General features: G+C 65.5%; 22 protein-coding genes and 1 pseudogene. 11 read left to right on the top strand and 12 right to left on the bottom strand.

The annotated features are described in order from the left end of the window. Positions 1-302 precede the first annotated feature (302 nt). The 4 genes from NOX35_RS01265 to NOX35_RS01250 all read left to right on the top strand — a co-directional run bounded on the left by NOX35_RS01265 (position 303) and on the right by NOX35_RS01250 (position 5050). Positions 303-1505 carry an ABC transporter substrate-binding protein gene (locus tag NOX35_RS01265; protein WP_256495470.1) on the top strand — a complete coding sequence of 401 codons (1203 nt, stop codon included), beginning with the start codon at positions 303-305 and terminating at the stop codon, positions 1503-1505. Between the two features lie 94 nt (positions 1506-1599). Then, the gene (locus NOX35_RS01260; RefSeq protein ID WP_256495469.1) at positions 1600-3525 is read left to right on the top strand and encodes an ABC transporter permease; all 1926 of its coding nucleotides are present in this window, start codon (positions 1600-1602) and stop codon (positions 3523-3525) included. Beyond that, positions 3522-4283, top strand: coding sequence for an ABC transporter ATP-binding protein (locus NOX35_RS01255; RefSeq protein ID WP_182285330.1), 762 nt, complete (start codon positions 3522-3524; stop codon positions 4281-4283). The genes NOX35_RS01260 and NOX35_RS01255 overlap by 4 nt, the downstream gene beginning before the upstream one ends. Continuing rightward, positions 4280-5050, top strand: coding sequence for an ABC transporter ATP-binding protein (locus tag NOX35_RS01250; protein WP_182285329.1), 771 nt, complete (start codon positions 4280-4282; stop codon positions 5048-5050). The genes NOX35_RS01255 and NOX35_RS01250 overlap by 4 nt, the downstream gene beginning before the upstream one ends. A 32-nt stretch (positions 5051-5082) precedes the next feature. On the opposite strand, the gene NOX35_RS01245 is transcribed toward NOX35_RS01250, so the two are convergent. From NOX35_RS01245 to NOX35_RS01200, 10 genes are all read right to left on the bottom strand, one after another. After that, positions 5083-5409 (bottom strand): hypothetical protein, encoded by a 327-nt coding sequence (locus NOX35_RS01245; protein ID WP_232538086.1) that lies wholly within the window; start codon positions 5407-5409, stop codon positions 5083-5085. After that, on the bottom strand, positions 5406-5834 hold the full coding sequence (locus tag NOX35_RS01240) for a DUF4878 domain-containing protein (RefSeq protein ID WP_182285328.1): 429 nt from the start codon (positions 5832-5834) through the stop codon (positions 5406-5408). The genes NOX35_RS01245 and NOX35_RS01240 overlap by 4 nt, the downstream gene beginning before the upstream one ends. Positions 5835-5916: 82 nt before the next feature. Continuing rightward, positions 5917-6774, bottom strand: coding sequence for an SDR family NAD(P)-dependent oxidoreductase (locus NOX35_RS01235; RefSeq protein WP_256495467.1), 858 nt, complete (start codon positions 6772-6774; stop codon positions 5917-5919). A 69-nt stretch (positions 6775-6843) separates the two neighbouring features. Continuing rightward, the gene (locus NOX35_RS01230; protein WP_256495465.1) at positions 6844-7716 is read right to left on the bottom strand and encodes a CoA ester lyase; all 873 of its coding nucleotides are present in this window, start codon (positions 7714-7716) and stop codon (positions 6844-6846) included. A gap of 79 nt (positions 7717-7795) precedes the next feature. Beyond that, the gene (locus NOX35_RS01225; RefSeq protein ID WP_256495464.1) at positions 7796-8791 is read right to left on the bottom strand and encodes a tripartite tricarboxylate transporter substrate binding protein BugD; all 996 of its coding nucleotides are present in this window, start codon (positions 8789-8791) and stop codon (positions 7796-7798) included. Positions 8792-8973: 182 nt separating this feature from the next. Further along, positions 8974-10338 (bottom strand): MmgE/PrpD family protein, encoded by a 1365-nt coding sequence (locus NOX35_RS01220; RefSeq protein WP_182285324.1) that lies wholly within the window; start codon positions 10336-10338, stop codon positions 8974-8976. A 34-nt stretch (positions 10339-10372) separates the two neighbouring features. Beyond that, entirely contained in the window at positions 10373-11569 is a 1197-nt protein-coding gene (locus NOX35_RS01215; protein ID WP_256495463.1) for a CaiB/BaiF CoA-transferase family protein, read from the bottom strand. 170 nt (positions 11570-11739) lie between these two features. Continuing rightward, complete coding sequence (locus NOX35_RS01210; protein WP_256495461.1) at positions 11740-12990, bottom strand: acyl-CoA dehydrogenase family protein; 1251 nt, start codon at positions 12988-12990, stop codon at positions 11740-11742. A 62-nt stretch (positions 12991-13052) separates the two neighbouring features. Beyond that, entirely contained in the window at positions 13053-13943 is an 891-nt protein-coding gene (locus NOX35_RS01205; RefSeq protein ID WP_256495460.1) for a MaoC family dehydratase N-terminal domain-containing protein, read from the bottom strand. Positions 13944-13964: 21 nt separating this feature from the next. Beyond that, positions 13965-14978 (bottom strand): tripartite tricarboxylate transporter substrate binding protein, encoded by a 1014-nt coding sequence (locus NOX35_RS01200; RefSeq protein WP_256495458.1) that lies wholly within the window; start codon positions 14976-14978, stop codon positions 13965-13967. Positions 14979-15112: 134 nt separating this feature from the next. On the opposite strand from NOX35_RS01200, the gene NOX35_RS01195 reads away from it, so the two are divergent. Continuing rightward, entirely contained in the window at positions 15113-16018 is a 906-nt protein-coding gene (locus NOX35_RS01195; RefSeq protein WP_256495457.1) for a LysR substrate-binding domain-containing protein, read from the top strand. Between the two features lie 19 nt (positions 16019-16037). Here the strand turns inward: NOX35_RS01195 and NOX35_RS01190 are convergent, their stop codons facing one another. Then, a complete protein-coding gene (locus tag NOX35_RS01190; protein WP_182287066.1) occupies positions 16038-16760 on the bottom strand; it encodes a Crp/Fnr family transcriptional regulator in 723 nt (240 codons plus the stop codon). 113 nt (positions 16761-16873) lie between these two features. On the opposite strand from NOX35_RS01190, the gene NOX35_RS01185 reads away from it, so the two are divergent. From NOX35_RS01185 to NOX35_RS01170, 4 genes are read left to right on the top strand one after another with little or no spacing between them, the layout of a single operon-like run. Further along, positions 16874-17812, top strand: a complete 939-nt coding sequence (locus NOX35_RS01185) for a 3-keto-5-aminohexanoate cleavage protein (protein WP_182285318.1) — start codon at positions 16874-16876, stop codon at positions 17810-17812. A 47-nt stretch (positions 17813-17859) separates the two neighbouring features. Further along, a complete protein-coding gene (locus NOX35_RS01180) occupies positions 17860-19068 on the top strand; it encodes an ABC transporter substrate-binding protein (RefSeq protein ID WP_256495456.1) in 1209 nt (402 codons plus the stop codon). Then, a complete protein-coding gene (locus NOX35_RS01175; protein ID WP_182285316.1) occupies positions 19065-20012 on the top strand; it encodes a 3-hydroxyacyl-CoA dehydrogenase NAD-binding domain-containing protein in 948 nt (315 codons plus the stop codon). Before NOX35_RS01180 ends, NOX35_RS01175 begins: the two co-directional genes overlap by 4 nt. Positions 20013-20032: 20 nt before the next feature. Beyond that, positions 20033-21838 carry a feruloyl-CoA synthase gene (locus NOX35_RS01170; RefSeq protein ID WP_256495455.1) on the top strand — a complete coding sequence of 602 codons (1806 nt, stop codon included), beginning with the start codon at positions 20033-20035 and terminating at the stop codon, positions 21836-21838. Between the two features lie 96 nt (positions 21839-21934). Here the strand turns inward: NOX35_RS01170 and NOX35_RS01165 are convergent. Then, positions 21935-22171: pseudogene (locus tag NOX35_RS01165) on the bottom strand (nitronate monooxygenase); the annotation flags it as partial. A gap of 285 nt (positions 22172-22456) precedes the next feature. On the opposite strand from NOX35_RS01165, the gene NOX35_RS01160 reads away from it, so the two are divergent. Together NOX35_RS01160 and NOX35_RS01155 are read left to right on the top strand one after the other, a co-directional pair. Next, positions 22457-23374: an SDR family NAD(P)-dependent oxidoreductase gene (locus tag NOX35_RS01160; protein ID WP_182287065.1), complete on the top strand. Its 918-nt coding sequence runs from the start codon at positions 22457-22459 to the stop codon at positions 23372-23374. A 171-nt stretch (positions 23375-23545) separates the two neighbouring features. Beyond that, entirely contained in the window at positions 23546-24439 is an 894-nt protein-coding gene (locus NOX35_RS01155; protein ID WP_256496874.1) for a MaoC family dehydratase, read from the top strand. Positions 24440-24591: the final 152 nt, after the last annotated feature.

Raw genomic sequence — 24591 nt, 5'->3', positions numbered from 1 at the left:
GCCGGTTGCCAAGCGGGACAAGACCTATATTGTCCGGCAATTGCACAGAAACGGGTGAATCACACATGAATGTCTTGAGATCGAATAGTGATAAGCAGAATGAAGCGCTCAGATACCGCCCGATCGCCGAAAAACTGTCTCGCCCATCTTGACTCAGGGAAAACGCTGCTCTAGGATCGTTTCCCACGCGCTTTGAACAAGCGCTTTATTTGTCTATATAAATGCTCAAATTGAGCATTAATGATTGCGATGACCCAGTCTCTCGGACCATGGTCACCCATCTAGCACCAAGGAGAATGACAATGCAGTTGCGCTGGTCCCTGCCCCTGCTGACACTGGCCGCCCTGCCCGCCTGGGCGCAGGGCGTGATCAAGATTGGCGAAATCAACAGCTACAAGGCTCAACCCGCGTTTCTGGAGCCCTACAAAAAGGGCATGGAACTGGCGGTGGAGCAGGTCAATGCCGCAGGCGGCATTGCCGGCAAGAGGCTGCAGCTCATCGTGCGCGACGACAACGCCACTCCGGGCGATGCCGTGCGCGCCGCCGAAGAGCTCTACACGCGCGAAAAAATCGATGTGCTCACGGGCAGCTTTCTCTCGCATGTGGGTCTGGCACTGACCGATTACGCCAAGCAGAAAAAGCGCTTCTTCCTCGCCTCCGAGCCGCTGACCGACAAGATCGTCTGGGCCGACGGCAATCACTACACCTACCGTCTGCGCGGCTCCACCTATATGCAGACCGCCATGCTGGTGGAGGAAGCACTCAAGCTCAAGAAGAAGCGCTGGGCCATCGTCTACCCCAACTACGAATACGGCCAGTCCGCTGTTGCCACCTTCAAGACGCTGATGAAGGCCAGGCAGCCCGACATCGAGTTTGTGGCCGAGCAGGCACCTGCGCTGGGCAAGATTGACGCCGGCTCCGTCGTGCAGGCGCTTGCTGACGCCAAGCCCGATGCCATCTTCAACGTGCTGTTCGCCACCGACCTGGGCAAGTTCGTGCGCGAAGGCAATACACGCGGCCTGTTCAATGGCCGCGAAGTCGTGGGCCTGCTGACGGCCGAGCCCGAATACCTGGACCCGCTCAAGAAGGAAGCGCCTATCGGCTGGACCGTGACCGGCTACCCCTGGTATTCCATCAACACCCCCGAGCACGCAGCCTTCCTCAAGGCCTACCAGGCCAGGTTCAAGGACTACCCGCGCCTGGGCACCATCGTGGGCTACAACGCCATCCAGTCGATTGCTGCGGGCCTGCGCAAGACCAAGGGCGACCCTGACACCGAAAAGCTGATTGCGGCATTCAAGGGCCTGGAAGTCGCCACGCCCTTCGGCCCCATCACCTACCGGGCACAGGACAACCAGTCCACCATGGGAGCCTATATCGGCAAGACCGCCTATGACGAGAATCTGGGGCGCGGCGTGCTGGTCAACTACCACTATGCCGACGGCAAGAACTACCAGCCTACGGACGAGGAAGTGAAGAAGCTGCGCACCGCGACAGCGAACTGATTTCGCTTCGGCGAAAATGCCAGGCCACCTGCACTGCAGCAGGTGGCTTTTTCATCTCTGAACACACTATGTCGAGCTTCAGGAGCTACGCAGCATGAGTGCATCCGGCCTGCTGGCCCAGTTGCTCAACGGACTGGCCAGCGCATCGTCGCTGTTTCTGGTTTCGGTCGGGCTGTCGCTGATCTTCGGTGTCACCCGCACCATCAACTTCGCCCACGGCTCGTTCTATATGCTGGGTGCCTTCATCGCCTACAGCAGCGTGGACCGGCTCTCGCCCCATATCGGCTTCTGGCCCGCACTGCTGCTGGCTCCGTTGGTCTGCGGTGCACTGGGGGCGCTGACCGAGACGCTGCTTCTGCGCCGCATCTACAAGGCGCCCGAGCTGTTCCAACTGCTGGCCACGTTTGCACTGGTGCTGGTCATCAAGGATGCGGCGCTGTGGCAGTGGGGCCCCGAGGAACTGTTCGGCCCACGTGCCGCAGGGCTTGAAGGCTCGGTGGAGATTCTGGGCCGCCAGTTCCCCACCTACGATCTGTTCTTGATAGCTGTCGGCCCTTGCGTACTTGTGGGCCTAACGCTTTTATTGACCAGGACCCGTTTCGGAACCCTGGTGCGTGCCGCCACGCAGGACCGCGAAATGGTTGGAGCCCTGGGAGTCAACCAGGCCTGGCTGTTCACCGCCGTCTTCGCACTGGGCACGCTGCTGGCAGGCCTTGGCGGCGCGCTGCAGCTGCCGCGCGAACCCGCCAGCCTGGAGATGGACATGCTCACCATTGGCGCCGCGTTTGTGGTGGTCGTGGTCGGCGGCATGGGCAGCATACCGGGCGCCTTCATTGCGGCGCTGCTGGTGGCAGAGCTCAAGGCCGTCTGCATCTGGCTGGGCGTGCAGGAGATCGCGGGCATTGAGCTATCGTTCTCCAAGCTCACGCTGGTGGTGGAGTTCCTGGTCATGGCCGTGGTGCTGATCTGGCGGCCCTGGGGCCTGCTGGGCAAGCCCCAGGCGCTGGCACGCAGCGCTGGCGAGCCTGAACAACCGCTGCATCCTGCTGGCCGTGGAGCAGCAGCCGCATGGCTGGGCCTGCTGACCCTACTAGTGCTGCTGCCGCTGATGGCAAGCGGCGCCGAAGGCGGCAGCTACGCCACCGTGCTGCTGGCCGACATCTTTGTCGCCGCGCTGTTCGCAAGCAGTCTGCACTCCATACTCGGGCCCGGCGGCATGCACTCCTTCGGCCACGCGGCCTACTTTGGCCTGGGTGCCTACGGCGCGGCCCTGCTGGTGCGCACCCTGGATCTGCCCATGGAAGCCGCGCTGCTGCTCGGCCCTCTGGCCGCCGCTGCGGGCGCCCTTCTCTATGGCTGGTTCTGCGTGCGGCTGTCGGGTGTCTATCTGACCATGCTGACGCTGGCGTTTGCGCAGATCAGCTGGGCCATCGTCTTTCAGTGGGATGACTTCACCGGGGGCAGCAACGGCCTGACCGGCGTCTGGCCCCCCGAATGGGCATCGCAAGGCCCCGCTTTCTACTGGCTGGCTCTGGGCATCTGCACGCTGGGCATCTATCTGCTGCGTCGCCTGCTGTTTTCTCCTCTGGGCTATGCGCTGCGCGCATCGCGCGACTCGGCTCTGCGGGCCGATGCGATCGGCATCGACGTGCGCCGCGTGCAGTGGACGGCGTTCGTGATCGCCGGGCTGTTTGCCGGCCTGGCCGGAGCGCTGTTTGCCTTCAGCAAGGGCGGCGTTGCGCCCGACGCGATGTCGGTCAGCAAGTCGGTGGATGCACTGGTCATGGTGCTGCTGGGCGGTGTGCAGACACTGGCCGGCCCCCTGGTGGGTGCGGCAGCCTTCACCTGGCTGCACGACACCGTGGCGCGCAACACCGAATACTGGCGCGCGTTGATGGGAGCAACCATGCTGATTCTGGTGCTGCTGGCACCGCAGGGTATTGCAGGCTATGCACAGCGGCTGTGGTCGCGCACATGTGGCAAGGTATGCGCCAAGAACAAGGCAGGAGCAAGATCATGAGCCTGCTGCAGGTACAGAACGTCAGCAAGGCCTTTGGCGGCGTGAAGGCCGTGCAGCAGGTCTCATTCGACCTCCAGGCGGGCGAGCTGCTGGCCCTGATCGGCCCCAACGGCGCCGGCAAGAGCACCACCTTCAATATGGTCGGCGGCCAGTTGCCGCCCGACAGCGGCCAGGTGCTGCTCAATGGCCAGTCCATCACCGGCCTGCCGCCGCGCACCATCTGGCGCAAGGGCGTGGGACGCACCTTTCAGATTGCACAGACTTTTGCCTCGCTCAGCGTGGCGGAAAATGTGCAGATGGCTCTGCTGTCGGCCGATCGCAGGATCTTCAGCTGGTGGCCGCGTGCCGCCAGCCACCGGCGTGCCGATGCTCTGGCCCTGCTGGAACAGGTGGGCATGGCGGCTCAGGCCGACCGCCCCTGCAGCGCCCTGGCCTATGGCGATGTGAAACGGGTGGAGCTGGCCATGGCGCTGGCCCATGATCCGCTGCTGCTGCTCATGGACGAACCCACGGCCGGCATGGCCCCGGGCGAGCGTGTCGCGCTGATGCAGCTGACACGCCAGCTGGCGCAGCAGCGCCGCATGGGCGTGCTGTTTACCGAGCACAGCATGGATGTGGTCTTCGGTCAGGCCGACCGCGTGGCCGTGCTGGTACGCGGCCAGTTGCTGGCCGAAGGCAGGCCGCAAGCCATTCGCGACGACGCGCGCGTGCAGCAGGCCTACCTCGGTACCGGCCTCGTTCTTGAAAAACAGCAATGAATCAAATGCATAGCAACCAGCGCTTGATGGATAAGGTCAAGAGCCCCAAATTGCTTGAAGTCCAGAACCTCGATGCCTGGTATGGCGCGGCCCATATCCTGCATCGGGTATCGCTGGCCGTTGGGCGCGGCGAAGTCGTGGCGCTGATGGGTCGCAATGGCGCTGGCAAGTCCACCACGCTCAAAAGCATTGCCGCCCTGGTGCCGCACCGCGAGGGCAGTATCCGCTTCATGGGAGAGTCGATAGAGAAAAAAGCCTCGCACCAGATCGCACAGCGCGGCCTGGGCTATGTGCCCGAGGACCGCCGCATCTTTACCGAGCTGACGGTGCTGGAAAACCTCGAGGTCGGCAAGCAAAAGCCTCGCCGATGGCCCGATGGCTCCGCCATGCCGCACTGGACGCCGGCAAGGCTTTTTTCGCTGTTCCCCAACCTGGGCGAGATGCCAGACCGTCTTGGCGGGCGCATGAGCGGTGGCGAGCAGCAAATGCTGAGCGTGGCCCGCACGTTGATGGGCCAGCCCTGTCTGGTATTGCTGGACGAGCCTTCAGAAGGGGTAGCCCCGCTGATCGTCGAGCAGATGGCGCGCACGATTCTCGAACTCAAGGCACAGGGCATAGGCATCTTGCTCAGCGAGCAGAACCTGCCATTTGCCGAGGTCGTGGCCGACCGTGCCTATGTGCTGGAAAAAGGCCAGATCGTGCACGCAGCCAGCATGGCCGAACTGGCTGGCGACAAGGCCGTGCGCCAGCAATATCTGGGCGTATAGAGTCCGGGCCTAGTGCAAGGACAGCAAGGGCGTCAGCGGGCGCAAACGGGATGAGCGCGCCGAGCGTCCAGAAAGAAGTCCAGCGAATTCAGCACCACGGCATCCGCCTGACCAGGGCGCTCGGACGGCGTGGCATGCAACACCTTCCACTGACCGGGCCGACCCACCAGCATGCCCACATGGCTGAAGTCACCATGGTCCACGGCCTGCACCAGGTGGCTGACGTGCTCCGTCCCCCGGCGAAAGATCAGATCACCGGGCGCAGCCTGCGGCGGCAACGGCGGCATTGCCAAAGCCAGGCCCGCGGAGCAGGCCGACACCGCGACCACAGCGGCCGTTGCCAGCCGCAGAAGTATCACAGCAGCACTTTCCAGACACCTTCTTCCTGGACCAGATTGATGCGCTCGCGGCGGGTGCTGCCATCGCGATAGCTGACCAGCACCCTGAGCTTGATGACCTGTTCCTCCTCGGAAACCTTTCTTTCCACCACCTCCACCTTGGCCAGGCCACCCTTGGAGTCGATCATTCCCTTGGCGCCTGCCAGCATGCGGCGCAGCTTGTGCTCAAAACTCGCCAGCTGCTTCCTGGAAATATTGCGTGCCGAGATCAGGGCAATGCAGGCGTCGAAATCGCCGGCCGCCATCAGCACGTAAAAGCGCTGGATCAGTTCGTCCTGGCTTTGTTCGGGGGTGGTCGTGGCACAGGCCGACAAACCCGGTACCAGGGGCAGCGAGAAGGAGAGATACAGACAGCAGCGGCGGGAAAGGAAGACAGAAGCAGACACGGACCGGGTACCGCAAAAACAAGGAAGGCCGCAGTGTAGTCGCCACGGCGGCCCTGCTCTTGCGTGCTGTCAGTGCACCGGCTTAATCGACCACCACCGGGCTGAACTCCGGTGGCGCGCCGAAGTAGGCGCGCGGCGACGGCGGCTGCGCGCCATCGATGTCCTGCACGCCATACTGGCTGGCCAGTTCGGCCGTATAGAACACGCCGCCAGAGCGCTTTTCCAGGCAGTCGGCATCGCCATGCAAGGCCAGCACCACCCGGCCGATGAATTGCGGCGTTTCGGCGCTGTCGAAGCTGTTGCCGTACTTGTCGGGTTCGGCCGCGCAGACGCGTTCGGAGCGCTCGGTCCTGACCAGTCCGGGCCAGAGCGAAACCACGCTTACGCCGACAGGCTTGAAATCGTGGGCCATGTCGAAGCTCATCTTGTCCGTGCCTGCCTTGCCTGCGCCATAGGCCGGCCCATGCATATAGCAGCGGCTGCCTGCCGACGAGATATTGACCACCAGGCCGCGCGCCGCGATCAGCACGCCAGCCGCGCAATGACTGGCCACGTAGGTGGAGCGCAGTCCCACATCGAGCAGCCCGGTCATCTCCAGCGGCTTCTGCCAGAACGGGCCGGGTACGGTCAGCGGATCGGGAATTGCAATCGCACAGTTGACCAGAATGTCGAGACGGCCATGCTCGCGGCGCACGCGCTCGAACAGCGCTGCCACCTGGGCATCATCGCCATGGTCACAGGCCACGGCAATGCCGTGGCCGCCGGCTGCCGTCACATCAGCAGCCGTCCTGCCCACCGTGCCGGGCAGCGGCGAGTCGCCCTCCTTCACGCTGCGCCCCGTCACGTAAACGGTTGCCCCCGACGCACCCAGCGCCAGCGCCACACCCCGGCCCACGCCACGGCTGGCCCCCGTCACCACACATACCAAAGCCTGGTTCATGCCGTCCCCTGTTTCATGAAGCAGCATGAATCTGAACCAGACGGTGGCACCCGGCAACGTCCGATAAGACTAGGTGTTGCGCTGCATGCGCTGCAGGGCCCAGGCGTGGCGGGCCAGTGTCTGCTGCGCCAGATGGAGCACGGGGGCATCGACCATCTTGCCGTTGACGGTGCAAACGCCGCCGCCAGAGGCCTGCATGGCCTGCACCACCGCACTGGCCTGGACCACGGCCGGATCGCAAGGCGCAAACACGCGGTTGGCCGTGCCGACCTGGTCCGGGTGTATGCACAGCTTGGCGCCAAAACCCATGCGCAGTGCGCGCCGGGTGTCGCTCTCCAGGCGGGCCGCATCCTTGGTGTCGATGGTGACGCCATCCACGGCACGGGCCAGGCCCCCCCGGCGCGATGCCAGGATCAGCGCCAGACGCACCGGCAGAAGCTCGGCTTCGTCCGGCTCGCACTGCATGCCGGCATCGACCTGGAAGTCCAGATGTCCGAAAGCCAGCCGCACCACCTGCGCGGCACCGGCCAGCGCATCGCAGGCGTCCAGGCCCGCCACGCTTTCCACCAGGGGCAGCAACGCACAGCGCGGGCCGGCTGCGCCGGCAATCTGCTGCAGCACCGCCGCACTTTCCGCCTTGGGCACCACGGCCCCGGCCACGCCAACGGCCACCAGCCGCGCCAGCGCCTGAAGATCTTCATCGAACCACGGCGTTCCCCAGGCATTGACACGTACCAGCAGCCGTTCGCGCTCGGACATTGAAAGCTGCTGCACGGCCCGCTCCAGGGCCAATCTGGCGGCCGCCTTGTCGCCCGGCGCCACGGCATCCTCGCAGTCGGCAATCACCATATCGGCGCCGCTGGCGAGGGCCTTGGCAAGCCGCTGAGGCCGGTTGGCGGGAACGAACAGAAAAGTGCAGGCGTTATGCAGCAAGGTGCTCATGGCGTCTCTTGGGAATGCGGGATTTCAATCGACAGACGGGGCTCCGCGCCGGGGCGCGGGCCTCATGCCGTGCGCAGCCTCACTCGGCCGATACGCCAGCGGCCTTGATGACGGTGCGCCAGCGCGCGACTTCGGCCTCCAGGTGCTTGCGCAGTCCTTCTGGCGTGGCCTTGTCGGGTGTGACGAGATCGGAGCTGAGTTCGGCAATGCGCTTTCTGACGTTATCGTCCTTGAGCGCCACATTCAGCGCCTTGTTCAGCTGCTCTATCGCTTCCCTGGGCGTGCCCTTGGGCGCATACATGCCATGCCAGACCTTGACGTCAAAGCCCTTGAGGCCTTGCTCGTCCAGCGTCGGGATATTGGGCAGCGACGACAGGCGCTGAGGTGTGGTCACGCCGAAGACCTTCGCGCGCTTGCCGTCCTGGATCACGGGCACGGTCTGGGTGGTCTGGTCGCACAGCAGGTCGACCTGCCCGCCCATCAGATCGTTCATGGCGGGACCGGCCCCCTTGTAGGGCACGACGGTCAGTTTCACACCCGCCTGGTGCATGAACAGCATGCCGCACAGCTGCGACACGGCGCCCACGCCGGCATTGGCCAGCGACACCTTATCCTGGTGCTTTTTCACATAGTCCAGCAGCTCGGGAAAGTTGTTGGCCGGGAAGTCCTTGCGCGACAGCAGGGTCATGGGGACGTCCAGCACCTGGCCGATGTACTCGAAGTCCTTGAGCGGGTCATAGGGCAGCTTCTTGTACAGCGCGGGTGCCGTGGCCATTCCCATGTGGTGGATCAATATGGTGTAGCCGTCGGGCTTGGAGCGTACGATGCGCGCCGGCGCCAGCGTGCCGCCTGCGCCCACGGTGTTTTCGACGAGCACCGACTGCCCCAGGTACTGCCCCATCGGCACGGCCAGCAGCCGCGCCACCACATCGGTAGGCCCTCCAGCGCTGTAGGGAACGACCAGGGTCACGGGCTTGTCCGGCCAGCTAGCGGCCATGACGCCGCTGCTCGCGGCGAACGCGCAGGCTGCGGCCGCGGCGCAGATCAGGCGGCGGCGGATGGATCGATATGGCATGCATTGTCTCCTTTGCACTTTGTGAAAGCGGGAGGCGCTCTGTAGTGGCGCCTTTGCACTAGGGATGCCGGCCTTGCCTGCACCGGCAGAAAGAAACTCATAAGACTTGCGCAAACAAGAGTGCAGCAACGGCCTGCCTCCTGGGGCAGTGGTATGGCCTGAACCTATTTGCGTAAGTCGTGTCAATCCAGCAGATGCCGTACCTGCGGCCATTGCGCGACCTGCCACAGCCTTGCCACCGTTGCCTGGGCGCGCTCGGCGGGCACATGGCCGCCATAGGCGATCAGCCGCAGCGCCTTGGCCGTGATCTCCTCGCGCGACAGCGTGTTGCCGGGGTCGCCCTTGGGTTCGTCGACACGGCCCTTGAGCAGACGGCCATCCGTGGTCTGTACGCTGACCTTGCCTATCCAGCGCCGGGGATAGGCCGCGTCGACCTCGGCATCAAGCTCCATGCTCACCTTGTCGCGCAGCTCCACGGTTTCCTGTGCCAGATAGTCGCGGTCGAACTCCGTCAGACCCGCATGGCCGTGACGCGCCGCCAGCGCGAGCACGGTGCCCATGGAGAACTTGCTCTGGTGCACGGTGCTCGGCCTGAGCACGGGGCCCAGCACATCGATGGCGCCCTGGTGCACATGGCAGGTGACCTGGGCCAGATCGGCGGGGGTCAGGCCGTGGTCCTGCATGACCTGCAGCAGCGCATCGGCGGCCGGATGCGTGTGGCGGCAGGAGGCATGCCATTTGAACGAGGTCTCGGCCGTGGCCCAGCGCGTGCCCAGCCCATCGCTGAGCCGGGCCGGGTCGGCATCCGTGGACATGCCTGCCGCCAGTCCCTGCGGCCCCGTGAAGATGTCCTGTGCGCCCGTGAATCCGTCCTGCGCCAGGAAGGCGGCCGTCAGTCCCGCTGAGGCGGCATGCGCCGTGTGCAGCTGCTTGCTGTCGGCGCCCGTGCGCAGAAACTCCCACAGCCCCGCCGACTGCGTGCCGGCCGAGCCGAAGGCATGCTGCATCTGCTCGGGCGTCAGCTTGAGCAGGCGCCCCACGGCGGCGGCCGCCGCCAGCGTTCCGGCCGTGGCCGTGGTGTGAAAGATTCGGTAGTGGCTGCGGCCCAGAAACTCGCCGACCCGGATGCCGACCTCATAGCCGGCCACGCAGGCGGCCATGAGCTCGACGCCGCTGGCGCCGATGCTCTGGGCCACGGCCAGCGCGGGCGGGAAGACCACGGCGGCGGGGTGGAAGACCGAACCGTTATGCACATCGTCCTGTTCGGCCACATGCGAGGCTGCGGCGTTGGCCTGGGCCGCCATCAGCGGCGAGCTGGTGGCGGCACTGCCCAGTATCTCGCAGGGGCCCGCGGCCGGCCCCTGGGACAGCGCGAAGTGCGTGATGCTCTGCACGGGACGCGCGCCCTGGCCCGCCATCACCGAACCGAACCAGTCCACCCACAGATCCTCGGCGCGCCGCTGCACCTCCTGCGGAATGTCCTCCCAGCACAGCGTGGCCGCGAACCTGGCCAGCGGATGAATGCTCACTTGGGTCTCGTTCTTCATGGAATCACTCCCGCGCATACGCTGCGCACAGTTCTCACAGAGTCGCTTCTTCGGCGTAAAGAGCACGGATGCGCTCGGTCGACCAGCCCAGCTCGGCCAGGATGGCCTCGCTGTGCTCGCCCACGGAGGGCACCGCCTCCATGCGGTAGTCAAAGGCACTGTTGACGCCGGGCGGCAACAGCGCCTGCACCGGCCCGGCCGGCGTTCCCACACTGCACCAGCGCTGACGCGCGGCCAGCTGCGGATGGGCCCACAGGCCGGCCATGTCGTTGACTCGCGCATTGGCAATGCCGGCCGCGTCCAGCCGCTGCACGACCTGGGCGGCATCCAGCGCGTTGAATACATCCAGGATCAGCGCTCGCAGCTCCTCGCGGTTGGCGTTGCGGCGCGCATTGCTGTCGAAGCGCGCATCCGCGGCCAGCGCGGGCTGCAGCAGTACCTGTTCGCAAAAGAGCTTCCATTCGCGCTCGTTCTGCAGGCCCAGCATCACCGTGCCGCCATCACCTGCCTCGAAGGGGCCGTACGGATAGATGCTGGCATGCGAGGCGCCGGTGCGCGGCGGCGGCGGCGCGCCGTCGAAGGCGTAGTACATGGGGTAGCCCATCCACTCGCCCAGCGCCTCCAGCATGGAGACATCGATGTGGCTTCCCTCGCCCGTTCGGCCGCGCAGCAGCAGGGCCGACAGGATGTTGGTGTACGCATACATGCCGGCCGCGATGTCGGCCACCGAGATGCCGGCCTTGGACGGCACCTCGGGCGTGCCCGTGACCGAGAGGAAGCCGGCCTCGCTCTGGATCAGCAGGTCGTAGGCCTTCTTGTCGCGGTAGGGGCCGTCGGCGCCGTAGCCGCTGATGTCGCAGACGATGAGGCGCGGAAAGCGCTCATGCAGCACCGCATAGGACAGGCCCATGCGCGCGGCCGCGCCAGGCGCCAGGTTCTGCACCAGCACGTCGGCGCCTTCGAGCAGCTGCATCAGCGCCTCCGGTGCGTCGGGGCGTTTGAGATCAAGCGCCAGGCTTTGCTTGCTGCGGTTGATCCAGGTGAAGTGCGAGGATTGGCCGTTGACGCGCTGGTCGTAGCCGCGCGCGAAATCGCCATTTCCCGGACGCTCCACCTTGATCACGCGCGCCCCCAGATCGGCGAGCTGGCGCGTGCAAAACGGTGCTGCCACCGCATGTTCCAGCGAGACGACGGTGATGCCGTCCAGTGGACGAAGATTTTGTTTTTTCATCTTGAAAATCCATTGCGCTTCCGCGCTGCCTGTGCAACTGGCGCGGCCAAAGACCAGGGGCACCGAGGAAGGGCCTGGGCCGGCCGCGCCCCCCCTCCCCGAGGGTGTCGTCCCCCTTTGGGGGCGCCGTGCAACGGGAAGGCGCGTAGCGACTCAGGGGGTACTTCATTTCAAAACGAGCGGGGCAACCCGAGGATGTGCTCGGCCACATAGGAATAGATCAGATTGGTGGAGATCGGCGCCACCTGGTACAGACGCGTCTCGCGGAACTTGCGCTCCACGTCGTACTCGCAGGCAAAGCCGAAGCCGCCGTGGAACTGGATGCAGGCATTGGCGGCCTCCCAGCTGGCCTTGGCCGCCAGATACTTGGCCATATTGGCCTGAGCGCCCATGGACTCGTGCGCGTCGAACAGTTCGCAGGCCTTCCAGCGCATGAGGTTGGCGGCCTCGACCTCGATGAAGGCATCGGCGATCGGGAACTGCACGCCCTGGTTCTGGCCGATGGGGCGGCCGAACACCTGGCGGTCGCGCACATAGTTGGTCACGCGGTCCAGGAACCAGTAGCCGTCGCCTATGCACTCGGCGGCGATCAGCGTGCGCTCGGCGTTCAGCCCGTCGAGGATGTACTTGAAGCCCTTGCCTTCCTCGCCGATCAGGTTCTCCTCGGGAATCTCCAGATCCTCGAAGAACAGCTCGTTGGTCTCGTGGTTGACCATATTGAGGATGGGGCGCACGGTCATGCCCTTTTTGGGCTGCCGGGCCGCCCCAAGGCCCAAAGCTGCCCCCTCGGGGGGCAGCGACCCTTGCGCAGCAGGGGAGCGTGGGGGCAAGCCTTGCGCCTCAGCCAGATCGACCATGAAGATGGACATGCCCTCGCTTTTCTTCTTCACTTCGGCCAGCGGCGTGGTGCGCGCCAGCAGGATCATGAAGTCGCTGTGCTGGATGCGGCTGATCCAGACCTTCTGACCGTTGATCACATAGCGCCCGTCCTTCTTCACGGCGCTGGTCTTGATCTTGGTGGTGTCCGTGCCCGTGGTGGGCTCTGTGACACCCATGGACTGCAGCCGCCATTCGCCCGAGGCAATGCGCGGCAGGTATTTCTCCTTCTGCGCCTGCGAGCCATGGCGCAGCAGCGTGCCCATGTTGTACATCTGGCCGTGGCAGGCACCCGAGTTGCCGCCACAGCGGTTGATCTCCTCCATGATGACGCTGGCCTCGGTCAGGCCCAGGCCGCTGCCGCCGTACTCCTGCGGAATCAGCGCGGCCAGCCAGCCCGCGTTCGTGAGCGCGTTGACGAAGGCTTCGGGGTAGACGCGCTGCTCGTCGATCTTGCGGAAATACTCGTCGGGAAACTCCGCACACAGCGCACGGATGGCATCGCGGATCTCGTGGTGGTTATTCGAGCTGGTGTGTTCTATCATTTAAAGCCTTTTGGCCTAGAACGCTTATCCATCAAGCGTCATAAGCTATGGTTTTTAATTCTTCAGGACACCATGGCCGTTGCCTGCATGGTGAGAAAGCCGTCGTGATCCCGCGCCCACAGGTCGATGGTCCAGCCGTCCTCGCGCGGCTTGCCGTGCACGCTGAAAGGGTGAAGGTCGAAGGTCGGCCGCAAGGCCTTGAAGTCGAACGTGACCACCTTGGCGCCCTGCAGCTGGCGGCGCAGCAGATCGAGCAGCAGCGTGGCAATCAGCGGACCATGCACGATCAGGCCCGGGTAGCCCTCGACCTGTGTCACATACTGGCGGTCGTAGTGGATGCGGTGGCCGTTGAAGGTCAGCGCCGAGTAGCGAAACAGCAAGATGTCGTCGGGCACGATGGTGCGCGACCAGGCAGCCTGGCCCGCCAGCGGCGGCTGCTGCGGTGGCGGCACCGGATCGCCGGGCCTGGCGGCGGCCCGGTAGACGATGTCGTGCTCCTCGACCAGCGCCAGACCGTCCTGGTTCGAGAAGCGATGCTCCACCAGCACGAACAGCAGCTCGCCCGAGCGTCCGGTCTTGTGCTGCACGCTGCGGATGGTGGAGACGCGCTGCACCTGCTGCCCCACGCGCAGCGGATTGTCTGTCTCCCAGCGCAGCCGTCCACCCGCCCACATGCGGCGCGGCAGCGGCACGGGCGGCAGAAAGCCACCGCGCCGGGGATGCCCGTCGGGGCCGATCTCACTCTGGCGCGCATGCGGCAGAAAGTACAGCCAGTGCCATAACGCAGGCACGGCTGAGCCATCTCCAGGCACCGGGTCGTCACGGTCCAGCGTGGCCGAGAGGGCACGCAGCGGAGCGGCGGTGATGATGTCGAGCGCGGTTTCGCTGCGCTCCTGCCAAGACTGGAGCTTGGTCAGGGCGGCAGCGTCGATCTGGACAGTGTTCGGATTCATGGATGAAAGTGAGGAAGGGATTCAGTTCACCGTGGCGCCGGAGGTCTTCACGATCTGCGCCCATTTGGCGATGTCCTGCCTGAGGACGGCAGCCAGCTCGTCGGGCGTGACTTGACGCTCTGGCGTACCCGCAAGCTCCACGCCCTGGGCCTGCAACTGGGCGCGCATGTCCTTGTCCGCCATGGCCTGCTGCATGCCTTCGCGCAGCCGGCTCATCACCGCAGGCGACAGGCCGCGCGGCACGAACAAGGCAATCCAAAGCGTGCCGTTGTAGCCGGGCACGAACTCACCCAGCGAGGGCACGTCGGGCAGCACGGGCGAGCGCGCTGCGCTGCTGACGGCCAGTGCCCGCAATTTGCCCGACTTGATGTACTGCAGCGTGGACGGCAGGCTGCCGAACAGCAGCGGCAGTTGCCCGCCCAGCACATCGTTAAGTGCAGGCGCCACGCCCTTGTAGGGGACATGCTGCAGCTGTACGCCGGCCATCTGGTTAAGCATCTCGCCCAGCAGGTGGTTGAGCGTACCGTTGCCTGCCGATGCATATTGCAGCTCGCCGGGCTTGGACCTGGCCAGGGCCAGCAGCTCGGGAACGGTCCGTGCGGGAAATGATGGATGGGCCAGCAGCACATTGGGCACGGCGCCGATCATGCTCACCGGCGTGAAGTCGCCCACGGGATCGAAGCCCGGCGACTTGTAGAGCGCGGGATTGATGGCCTGGCTGCTGCTGATGGTCATCAGCAATGTATGGCCGTCCCTGGCGGCCTTGGCCACGGCCTGGGTACCGATGTTGCCGCCCGCACCGGGGCGGTTCTCGACCACCGTTCCCACGGACAGCTTCTCGCCCAATTTCTGTGCCACGATGCGGCCCACGATGTCATTGGTTCCGCCCGCTGCCTGGGGCACCACCAGCACGATGGGGCGGGAAGGATAGGAGGCCTGCGCCCAGGTCGGCAGGCCCAGGGTCAGCAGGGCGCCGGCGCAGAGGCTGCGGCGCGATACCGATGGAATGGAGGGCGGGGCGGATCGGACTGGCACGGCGACTGTCTCCTCTTTTGGGGTTGATGGGCCTATGCTCGCTGGCGCCAGCTCTGTGCACAATCTCTGATATTGGAATCAAGCCTTTTGTTTTTCCGAAGCCTTGCCTTGATTGGTATAAACCATGAACCGCCATGCAATTCGATCTCAAGGATTTAAGACTCTTTGTTTTGATAGCGCAGACAGGAAGCCTGACAAGGGCTTCTGAACAGTCTCATCTATCGCTTGCGGCCACCAGCGCACGTGTCAGGGCACTGGAGGAGCAGGCCGGCATGCCTTTGCTGATACGAGAGCCTAGAGGGGTAAAACTGTCGGCGCCCGGCGAGGCCTTTTTGCACCATGCGCGCGCCATGCTGCAGCATTCGCAGCAACTGCAAGCCGACCTGCAGGAGTACGGTGCGGGCCTGCGCGGCCATGTGCGCGTATTCGCCAACACCACGGCCGTGACGGAGTTCATGCCCGACATACTTGCGGCCTACCTCACCCAGCACCCGCACATCAGCGTGGACCTGCAGGAGCGCCCCAATGCAGGCATTGCCGCCGACATCCGCGACGGCCGCGCCGACCTGGGCATCGTGGCCGGAGAGGTGGACACGCACGGCCTGCGCGCGCTGCATTTCAGCACCGACCGGCTGGTGCTGGTGACCCCCGACACCGCGCGCTGGGCGGACATGAGCAGCGTGGCCTTTGCCGATGTGCTGCACGAGCGCTTTGTGGGCATGCACCGTGGCAGCACTCTGCAGACTTTTCTGGAACGGCTGAGCCAGCAGCTAGGCACCACGCTGAAGCTGCGCATACAGCTGTCCAGCTTCGACTCCATGTGCCGCATGGTCGCGGCAGGCGTGGGCGTGGCCGTGGTGCCCGAGACCGTGGCCCAGCGCTACCGCGGCCTGCCGCGCGTCTGTCGCGTGCCGCTGACGGACGCCTGGGCCGTACGCCCGCGCTATATGCTGGTGCGCGAGGAGCAGCAGGTATCGGCCCAGTTGCAGGAACTGATGGACGCCATCGCTGCCTACCATGAGCTCGGCGAGAGCATGTGAGGCAGCGCGAATCTGGCCGCTAGAACGACGCCGCTGCAAGCACACGCGTGCGCAGACGCGGCAGATCGATGACGGTGATGCCGCCGTATTCGATCTCTATCAGGCCCGCCGCCGCCAGGCGGCGCAGCGCTGCGTTGCAGCGCTGGCGCGACAGGCCCGAGAGGTTGGCGATCTCCTCCTGGGACACCCTCAGGCGCGGGTCGCTTCCCGGATGCAGCCATGAGTGGAACAGGCCCACCAGCGCGCGCGCCACCTGGCTATCGGTATCGAGCAGATGATGGGCCGCGAAGTTGCCCAGGAACCAGTGCATTCGCTCGTTGATCTGACGCAGCAAAAAGGCTTCGAAGCTGCGCTCGCTGCCGCGCAACCACTCGAAGACCTCGGCAGGCATCAAGGCCACGCGGCTGTCGCGCAGTGCAATCACGTCCGCCGTGCGCGCCACACCGCGCAGCACCGTTCCCTCGCCGAACCAGCTTCCCACCGACAGTCCTCCCAGCGTAACCGAGCGACCATCGGCGCTGCTCACCGACCATTTGAGCAGACCTTCGATAGCGCCATACCAGTGCCGGGGCTCATCGCCCATACGGCACAGCGCAGTGCCCGCAGGCAGGTCCACCTCGCGCATCTCGGCACGCACGCGTTCTCGCACGGCAACGTCGAGCGCGGGAAACCAGGCCGAGCCGGACAGCAGCTCGTCGAGAGTGGGGCGGGCCGCGGCCGTTGAGCGGTGATGGCGGGCGATGGTGAAACTCCTTGCGTACTTACCCCGAGGTCAAATGTCATCGCAACGACTGATTCATGCGGGGGTGAAAAAAATAATAGCGGACGACCCAACCCCACGCATCAGGAGACGCCATGAGCAAGCGCAAGGTGATCGTGACCATTGCCCCCACGGGCGGCATGGCCCACAAATCGCAGAACCCCCATCTCCCCACCCAGCCGGACGAGATCGCCGAAGACGTGGTGCGCTGCTGCAATGCGGGCGCCAGCGTGGCGGCCATCCATGCGCGCCGGCCCGACGACGGTGCCACCTGCAATGCAGACATCTACCGCGACATCAACACCCGCATCCGCGCTGCGGGCTGCGGCATCGTGATCAACAACTCCACGGGCGGCGGCGTGCACGGCGACATGGTGCGCGAGTTGCAGGGCGGGCGCTGGGAAATCGCCTGGGAGGAACGCATCAAGGGCATGGACGCAGGCGCTGAAATGTGCACGCTGGATGCGACCACGCTGAATCTGAGCTTCGGCGGGCGCGAGATCCTCATGGACACGCCGCTGTCCCGGGGCCGCGAGCTGGCCGTAGGCATGAAGGCGCGCGGCATCAAGCCAGAGTGGGAAGTCTTCGCCCACACCCACATCCTGCAGGACGTGACGACGCTGATCGAGGAAGACCACGATGCCGCACCGCACTTCATCAACCTGGTGATGAACGTCCACCGGAATTTCCAGAATGCGATGCCGTTTTCTCCGCGCTACCTGCAACAGATGGTGGACGTTCTGCCCGCCAACAGCATCTTCTGCGTCAGCGGCATCGGTCCCTCGCAGCTGGAGGCCAATGTGGCTGCGCTGCTGCTGGGCGGCCATGCGCGTGTGGGCCTGGAGGACAACCTCTACTACTGCCAGGGCGAGCTGGCCACCAATGTACAGCTGACCGAGCGCATTGTGCGGCTGATCCGCGAGCTCGACATGGAGCCTGCCACACCCGAGGAAGCACGTCAGATCATGGGACTGCAACGCAGTGGCATGCCGCTACCCGCGTTCGCGCCCGCCGCCATGGCACAGGCGGCCTGAGCCGCGCACGGCGCAGCACTGTTCACAAACAACGAGGAGACAGCATCATGAACTTCGCATGCAAGGCCCTGGCGGGCGCCGTGACGCTGGCCGGCGCGGCCACGGCAGCAGCTCAGATTTCGGACGATGTGATACGCATAGGCTTCATCAGCGATATGTCGGGCGTGTACCGCGACTACGACGGACCGGCAGGCGCAGAGGCCATACGCATGGCCATCGCGGACATGGGCGGCGCCATCAACGGCAAGAAGATCGAGCTCGTGGCGGCCGACCACCAGAACAAGGCCGACATCGCCGCCGCCAAGGCGCGCCAATGGTTCGACGTGGAACGCTTCGACATGCTGATCGGCGGCGTGAACTCGGGCGCGGCCATTGCCATGGCAGGCGTGGCGCGCGATAAGCGCAAGCCCTATTTTGTGGTCGGATCGGGGGCTTCCAGCCTCACCAACGAGCAGTGTTCGCCCTACACGGTCATGTATGCCTACGACACGGTGGCCATGGCGCGCGGAACGGCCAGCGCCGTGCTCAAGAGCGGCGGCAAGCGCTGGTTCTTCGTGACGGCCGACTATGCCTTCGGCAATGCGCTTCAGGCCGATGCCGCCAAGGTGCTCGAAGCCGGCAGCGGCAACGTGGCCGGTGCGGTCAAGCACCCGCTGGGCGCCAGCGACTTCTCGTCCTTCATGCTGCAGGCTCTGGCGGCCAAGCCCGATGTACTGGCCCTGGCCAATGCGGGTGGCGACACGGTCAACGCGATCAAGTCGGCGGCGGAATTCGGGCTGGCGCAGAAGATGAAGCTGGCGGGCATGATCATCACCATTCAGGACGTGCACGCCCTGGGCCTGAAGACGGCACAGGGCATGTATCTCACCGACAGCTGGTACTGGAACCAGAGCACCGAGGCCAGCGCATGGGCACGGCGCTTCTTCGACAAGCACAAGCGCATGCCCACCTCCTTCCATGCGGGCGACTACTCTGCCACGCTGCAGTACCTCAAGGCCGTGCAGGCCGCGGGCACGGACGATGGCACCAAGGTGATGGAACAGCTCAGGAAGACCCGCTTCAACGACATGTTCGTCAAGGACGGCTGGCTGCGCGCCGACGGCCTGATGGTGCATGACATGCATCTGATGCAGGTAAAGACACCGGCCGAATTCAAAGAACCCTGGGACTACTACAAGGTGGTCGAGACCATCCGGGGCGAGGCCGCCTGGACCACACGCGCCGAGACACGCTGCGCGCAATGGAAGACATCATGAGCGCGGCCGCACCCGCGATACGGCGCGTGGCCGTGGTTGGCACCGGCGTGATCGGTGCCAGCTGGGCTGCGTTCTTCCTGGCGCGCGGCCTTGATGTGATGGCCACCGATCCCGCACCCGGCGCCGAACAGCGCCTGCGCGAAGCGGTGCAGCGCCACTGGCCGACCATGCAACGCATGGGGCTGGTGGATGGAGCCTCGCCCGGACGCCTTCGCTTTGACGCCGAACTTGAGCGTGCACTGGACGGCTGCGACTTCGTGCAGGAAAGCGGCCCCGAGCGCGCCGACTTCAAGGCCGATCTCTATGCGCGCATGGACGCTTCCACGCCGCCGCAGGTACTGCTGGCCAGCAGCAGCTCGGGCCTGCCGGTCAGCGGCATGCAGGTACGCTGCAAGACGCCGCAGCGCGTGGTTCTGGGTCATCCCTTCAATCCGCCGCACCTGATTCCGCTGGTGGAAGTGGGCGGAGGAGAGTCCACCTCGCCAGGCAGCATCCAGCGCGCCATGGACTTCTATGCAGCGCTGGGCAAGCGCCCCATTCATGTGCGGCGCGAAATCGCTGGCCACATTGCCAACCGTCTGCAGGCCGCGCTGTGGCGCGAGGCTTTTCACCTTGTTGACCAGGGGGTGGCCAGCGTCAGCGACATCGACACGGCCATCGCCCACGGCCCCGGCCTGCGCTGGGCGCTGATGGGGCCATTCATGAACCTGCATCTGTCTGGTGGACAGGGCGGCATGCAGCATCTGCTGGAGCACCTGGGCGGCCCCATCGAAAGCTGGTGGCGCGATCTTGGCAATCCGGCCATGACAGCGGCGCTCAAGGACAGAGTGGTGCAGGGCGTGGCAGAGGCGCGCGGCATGCGCCGCGAGGAGGAGCTGGAGCGCACGCGCGACGAACTGCTGACCGACCTGATACGCGCCAAGGCCCAGGGCTCGCTGTTCTGAGCCCACATGGAGGAGCACCCATGCAAGCCATAGACTTCCTGTCCGATCCGCAGCAGGTCGCCCCGCCGCGAAGCCTGCGCATCAATCTCGACGACGGCAGCTTCGTACTGCGATCGCCCGTGGCGCTCAAGCCCTATGCACGTTGCGTGGGCGAGTGGCTGGAACGTTGGGCGTGCGAAACACCCGAGGCCCCGGCCCTGGCCGAACGCACGCCCGACGGCTGCGGCTGGCGCATGCTCCGCTGGGGCGAGCTGCGCGAGGCCGTGGGACGCACGGCGCAGGGGCTGCTGGACCTGGATCTGCCCCCCGGCCCTGTGGTCATCCTGTCGGACAACGCCATCGATCACGCGGTGCTGATGCTGGCCGCCATGCACGTGGGCCGGGCAGCCTGCTCGCTGTCCAGTGCCTACTCGCGCACGGCGCGCGACTTCGGGCGGCTGCGCCAGATGCTCCAGGCGCTGCAGCCTGCGCTGATCTACGCAGCGGACGCGCGCCTTTACGGACCAGCGCTGGCGGCCTGCGAAACCCACGCGCCCTGCGTCTTCAGCGCACATGCGCAGCACTGGCCTGGCGGGCAGGATTTCGAGTCGCTCATGGCCAGACCCGAGACGGCCGCCGTGCGCACCGCCTATGAGGCCATCGCCCCCGACACGCATGCCAAATACCTGCTGACCTCGGGCTCCACAGGCACGCCAAAGGTGGTCATCAACACGCACCGCATGCTGTGCGCCAACCAGCAGCAAATGGCGCAGACCTGGCGCTTCCTCGAGCAGGAAAAACCCGTGCTCGTGGACTGGCTTCCCTGGAGCCACACCTTCGGCGGCAACCACAACCTGCATCTGGTGCTGGCGCACGGCGGCACGCTCTACATCGACGAGGGCCGGCCCGCACCGGGTCTGATCGAGAAGACGGTGCGCAATCTGCGTGAAGTTCGGCCCACGCTGTGGTTCAACGTGCCGCGCGGCTTCGATATGGTGTTGCCGCTGATGGAGGCCGACGACAAGCTGGCGGCGGACATGCTCTCGCGCCTTCGCCTGGCCTTCTACGCGGCTGCGGCGCTGGCCCCCTCGAGCTGGAAGCGGCTGGAGGCGGTAGCCCTGCGCGTGCGCCCGGGCCGCCCCCTGTGGCTGACCACGTCCTGGGGTTGCACCGAGACCTCGCCCGCGATCACCTCGGCCCACTGGCAGCTCGACGGCGCAGGCTGCATAGGTGCGCCGCTGCCCGGACTGGAGCTCAAGTTCGTGCCCAACGGCAACAAGCAGGAAATGCGCGTCAAGGGCGTTTCGGTGTTTCCCGGCTACCGCGATGCAGCGCGCGAAACGGCCGCAGCCTTCGACGAAGAAGGCTACTACCGCATAGGCGACGCTGGCTTCATGGTCGACGAGCTGCGCCCTGAACGAGGCGTCATCTTCAACGGCCGGGTGGCCGAGGACTTCAAGCTCTCCAGCGGCACCTGGGTCTCGGTGGGAACGTTGCGCGTGGAACTGGTGTCACGCCTGGCACCCTGGGTGCAGGACATCGTCATCGCAGGCCACGACCGCGACGAGCTGGGTCTGCTGGTGTTTGCCACGCCCGCAGGCGCTGCCGCCCCCGAAACCCTGGCACAGGCACTGCGCCGCGTGATGCACGAGCAGCGCGACGCAGGCGCGGGCAGCTCGCAAAGCCCCGGCTGCGCGCTGGTGCTGGCCGAGCCGCCGGATGCAGAGGCCGGAGAGATCACCGACAAGGGCTACGTCAACCAGCGCGCGGTGCTGGCGCGGCGCGCCGATGCGGTGCGACGTCTGTTCGCGTCAAAGGATGCATCGGTCATTCGCTGGAACAACTGAAACCATAGCAATCATCGCAAGTCAGTAATCAAAAATTGACTAAGACATTCCAAATTTGATGCATCACAAGCGATGACAGCTATCAGATCAGATGATCGCTGCAGGCGCACCCTGGCCGGCCCAGTGCGCGGCATAGTCGCTGCTGCCCTGTGCGCTGGCGGCCTGGTGCAGCGCCTTGCCTGCGTCATACACCATGGGATAAGCGGGCAGTGCACCCGCATAGTCCCGCCCCAGCTGGTGCAGGCGATTGAACATGCCGCGCGCAGGACGCCCGGAAATGGCGGCGGTAATGGCCGTGTGCTGCGCGCTGTCGCTTTGCAGCTCGGCGCGGTGGCCTGCCAGGACTTAAGTTGCGCCAGCGCTGCGGCGTCGATGGTGTCGGTAGCTTGCTTTTCTGTCATGGCCATCATGGTCGGGACAAGCGCAGCGGCCCGCAATCCGCGTTTTCTTAGGCATGCCTTTGGCCCCCGCTGAAGGCTGGGCTGGCGCATGCTGGCCGCCGCCGCTTTCATTCCCGCGAAGTCCGCCCTTGCGATTGCCGAATGGCGCGGCCCGGCGTTTGCCGGCATGCTTGGTTCCGACTTCTTTCCAACGAACACTGAACGGGAACGGCAAGCCATGGCGCAGAAAATGATGCAGGACAAGGTAGTGGTGGTGACGGGTGCCGGCGGCGGCATCGGGCGCGACATGGCGCTGGCCATGGCGGCCGAGGGCGCCAAGGTGGTGGTCAACGACATCGGCACCTCCACCACGGGCGAGGGCACGGACGCCGGCCCGGCGCAGAAGGTGGTCGATGAGATCAAGGCCGCAGGCGGCCAGGCCGTGGCCAACACCGACAGCGTGGCCGAGGCCGCCAGCGCGGCCCGCATCGTGCAGTGCGCCGTGGACAGCTTCGGCCGCATCGACGGCGTGGTCAACAACGCCGGCATCCTGCGCGACCGGTTCTTCCACAAGATGAGCCTGGAAGAGTGGGACGCCGTCATCAAGGTTCATCTCTACGGCAGCTACTTCATGAGCCGCGCCGCCGCCAACCACTTCAAGGAGCAGGAAAGCGGCGCCCTGGTCCACATGACTTCCACCTCCGGCCTGATCGGCAACCTGGGCCAGGCAAACTACAGCGCTGCCAAGCTGGGCCTGACCGCCCTGTCCAAATCCATTGCGTTGGACATGGCCAAGTTCAATGTGCGCTCCAACTGCATCGCGCCCTTTGCCTGGAGCCGCATGATCGGCTCCATTCCCACCGATACCCCCGAGCAGCAGGCACGTGTGGCCAAGATCCAGCAGATGACGCCCAACAAGATCGCGCCGCTGGCGGTCTATCTGCTGTCCGACCAGGCCAGGGATGTGAACGCCCAGGTCTTTGCCGTACGCAACAACGAGCTGTTTCTGATGAGCCAGCCCCGGCCGCTGCGATCGGTGCATCGCAGCGAAGGCTGGACACCCGAGTTCATTGCCGAGCACGGCATGCCCGCGCTCAAGGCCTCGTTCGTGCCGCTGGACCGATCCGCCGACGTTTTCAGCTGGGATCCTGTCTAGAAAAGCACCCCCTGAGCGGCTGCGCCGCTTCCCCCTCTCTCGCTTCGCGGGAGGGGGACGGCGCCCTCGCCGCGAGGCGGCTCTTGCTCGGCGACCCTGGGTTGGGGTGCGCCGGTTTTGAAGGCTGTTGGTATTGCGCCAGCGCAATCAATTACCGAGATGACCCGTTCCATGACCATTCGCTACGACCACCTGAAACAGCGCCCCTTCGAGCCCGTGCGCCAGCACTATGGCGAGCGCGACACCATGCTCTATGCATTGAGCCTGGGCCTGGGCAGCGATCCGCTGTCGGATGCAGCCCTGCCCTTCTTCTACGAAGGGACGCCGGGCGGGCTGCGCGCCCTGCCCTCGCAGGCCGTGGTGCTGGGCTACCCGGGTTTCTGGGCGCGCGAGGCCGATACGGGCATTGACTGGGTGAAGCTGCTGCATGGCGAGCAGCGCATGCGGCTTCACCGACCCTTGCCGGCCAGCGCCGACGTGGTGGGCCACAACCGCATCACGCACCTGACGGACAAGGGCGAAGGCAAGGGCGCCATCATGGTGACCGAGCGGCGCCTGGAGACCGCCGGCGGCGAGCTGCTGGCCACCGTTCAGCAGGTGAGCTTTCTGCGCGGCGATGGCGGCTACAGCCTGCTGGACGGCGGCCAGCCCAGCGATGCGCCCCTGGAGCCGCTGCGCCCCACGCCCGAGGACCGCGCGCCCGACGTCACCGACACCCAAGCCATACGCCCCGAGGCCGCGCTGCTGTACCGCCTGATGGGCGACTACAACCCGCTGCATGCCGACCCGGCCGTGGCACGCAAGGCCGGCTTCGAGCGACCCATCCTGCATGGCCTGGCCAGCTACGGCCTGGTGGCCCATGCCGTGCTGCGCCAATGCGGCGACCGCAATCCCGCGCGCCTGAAGGCGCTGGATGTGCGCTTCACCTCGCCCGTCTATCCCGGCGAAACCCTGGTCACCGAGATCTGGCGCACGCCCGACCAGCCCTGCCAGCTGCAGTTTCGCGCCCGCGTGCTGGAGCGCGACAAAGTCGTGCTCAGCCATGGCTACGCCGAGCTCGCTTGAATGGACCACCCCTGAGTCGCTACGCGCCTTCCCCCTCTCCTTCGGGAGGGGAGCATACGGGCGGCCGGTGACACCCTAGCTGCGGGGCGGCGCGGCCGGCGTAGGCCCTTGCTCGGTGTCCCTGACTTGGGACATGCCGATTTGAATGCCTC

This window comes from Comamonas sp. C11, from assembly GCF_024496285.1.
GTDB classification, from domain to species: Bacteria; Pseudomonadota; Gammaproteobacteria; order Burkholderiales; family Burkholderiaceae_C; genus Comamonas; species Comamonas testosteroni_F.
The sequence above is the reverse complement of the archived record's forward strand: the minus strand, read 5'-3'. Positions and strand labels throughout refer to the sequence as shown.

Excerpts from the sequence above, each read along its gene's own strand:
- NOX35_RS01265 (WP_256495470.1), top strand. The coding sequence starts at position 303 with ATGCAGTTGCGCTGGTCCCTGCCCCTGCTGACACTGGCCGCCCTGCCC.
- NOX35_RS01260 (WP_256495469.1), top strand. The coding sequence starts at position 1,600 with ATGAGTGCATCCGGCCTGCTGGCCCAGTTGCTCAACGGACTGGCCAGC.
- NOX35_RS01255 (WP_182285330.1), top strand. The coding sequence starts at position 3,522 with ATGAGCCTGCTGCAGGTACAGAACGTCAGCAAGGCCTTTGGCGGCGTG.
- NOX35_RS01250 (WP_182285329.1), top strand. The coding sequence starts at position 4,280 with ATGAATCAAATGCATAGCAACCAGCGCTTGATGGATAAGGTCAAGAGC.
- NOX35_RS01235 (WP_256495467.1), bottom strand. The coding sequence starts at position 6,774 with ATGAACCAGGCTTTGGTATGTGTGGTGACGGGGGCCAGCCGTGGCGTG.
- NOX35_RS01230 (WP_256495465.1), bottom strand. The coding sequence starts at position 7,716 with ATGAGCACCTTGCTGCATAACGCCTGCACTTTTCTGTTCGTTCCCGCC.
- NOX35_RS01225 (WP_256495464.1), bottom strand. The coding sequence starts at position 8,791 with ATGCCATATCGATCCATCCGCCGCCGCCTGATCTGCGCCGCGGCCGCA.
- NOX35_RS01220 (WP_182285324.1), bottom strand. The coding sequence starts at position 10,338 with ATGAAGAACGAGACCCAAGTGAGCATTCATCCGCTGGCCAGGTTCGCG.
- NOX35_RS01215 (WP_256495463.1), bottom strand. The coding sequence starts at position 11,569 with ATGAAAAAACAAAATCTTCGTCCACTGGACGGCATCACCGTCGTCTCG.
- NOX35_RS01210 (WP_256495461.1), bottom strand. The coding sequence starts at position 12,990 with ATGATAGAACACACCAGCTCGAATAACCACCACGAGATCCGCGATGCC.
- NOX35_RS01205 (WP_256495460.1), bottom strand. The coding sequence starts at position 13,943 with ATGAATCCGAACACTGTCCAGATCGACGCTGCCGCCCTGACCAAGCTC.
- NOX35_RS01195 (WP_256495457.1), top strand. The coding sequence starts at position 15,113 with ATGCAATTCGATCTCAAGGATTTAAGACTCTTTGTTTTGATAGCGCAG.
- NOX35_RS01185 (WP_182285318.1), top strand. The coding sequence starts at position 16,874 with ATGAGCAAGCGCAAGGTGATCGTGACCATTGCCCCCACGGGCGGCATG.
- NOX35_RS01180 (WP_256495456.1), top strand. The coding sequence starts at position 17,860 with ATGAACTTCGCATGCAAGGCCCTGGCGGGCGCCGTGACGCTGGCCGGC.
- NOX35_RS01175 (WP_182285316.1), top strand. The coding sequence starts at position 19,065 with ATGAGCGCGGCCGCACCCGCGATACGGCGCGTGGCCGTGGTTGGCACC.
- NOX35_RS01170 (WP_256495455.1), top strand. The coding sequence starts at position 20,033 with ATGCAAGCCATAGACTTCCTGTCCGATCCGCAGCAGGTCGCCCCGCCG.
- NOX35_RS01160 (WP_182287065.1), top strand. The coding sequence starts at position 22,457 with ATGGCGCAGAAAATGATGCAGGACAAGGTAGTGGTGGTGACGGGTGCC.
- NOX35_RS01155 (WP_256496874.1), top strand. The coding sequence starts at position 23,546 with ATGACCATTCGCTACGACCACCTGAAACAGCGCCCCTTCGAGCCCGTG.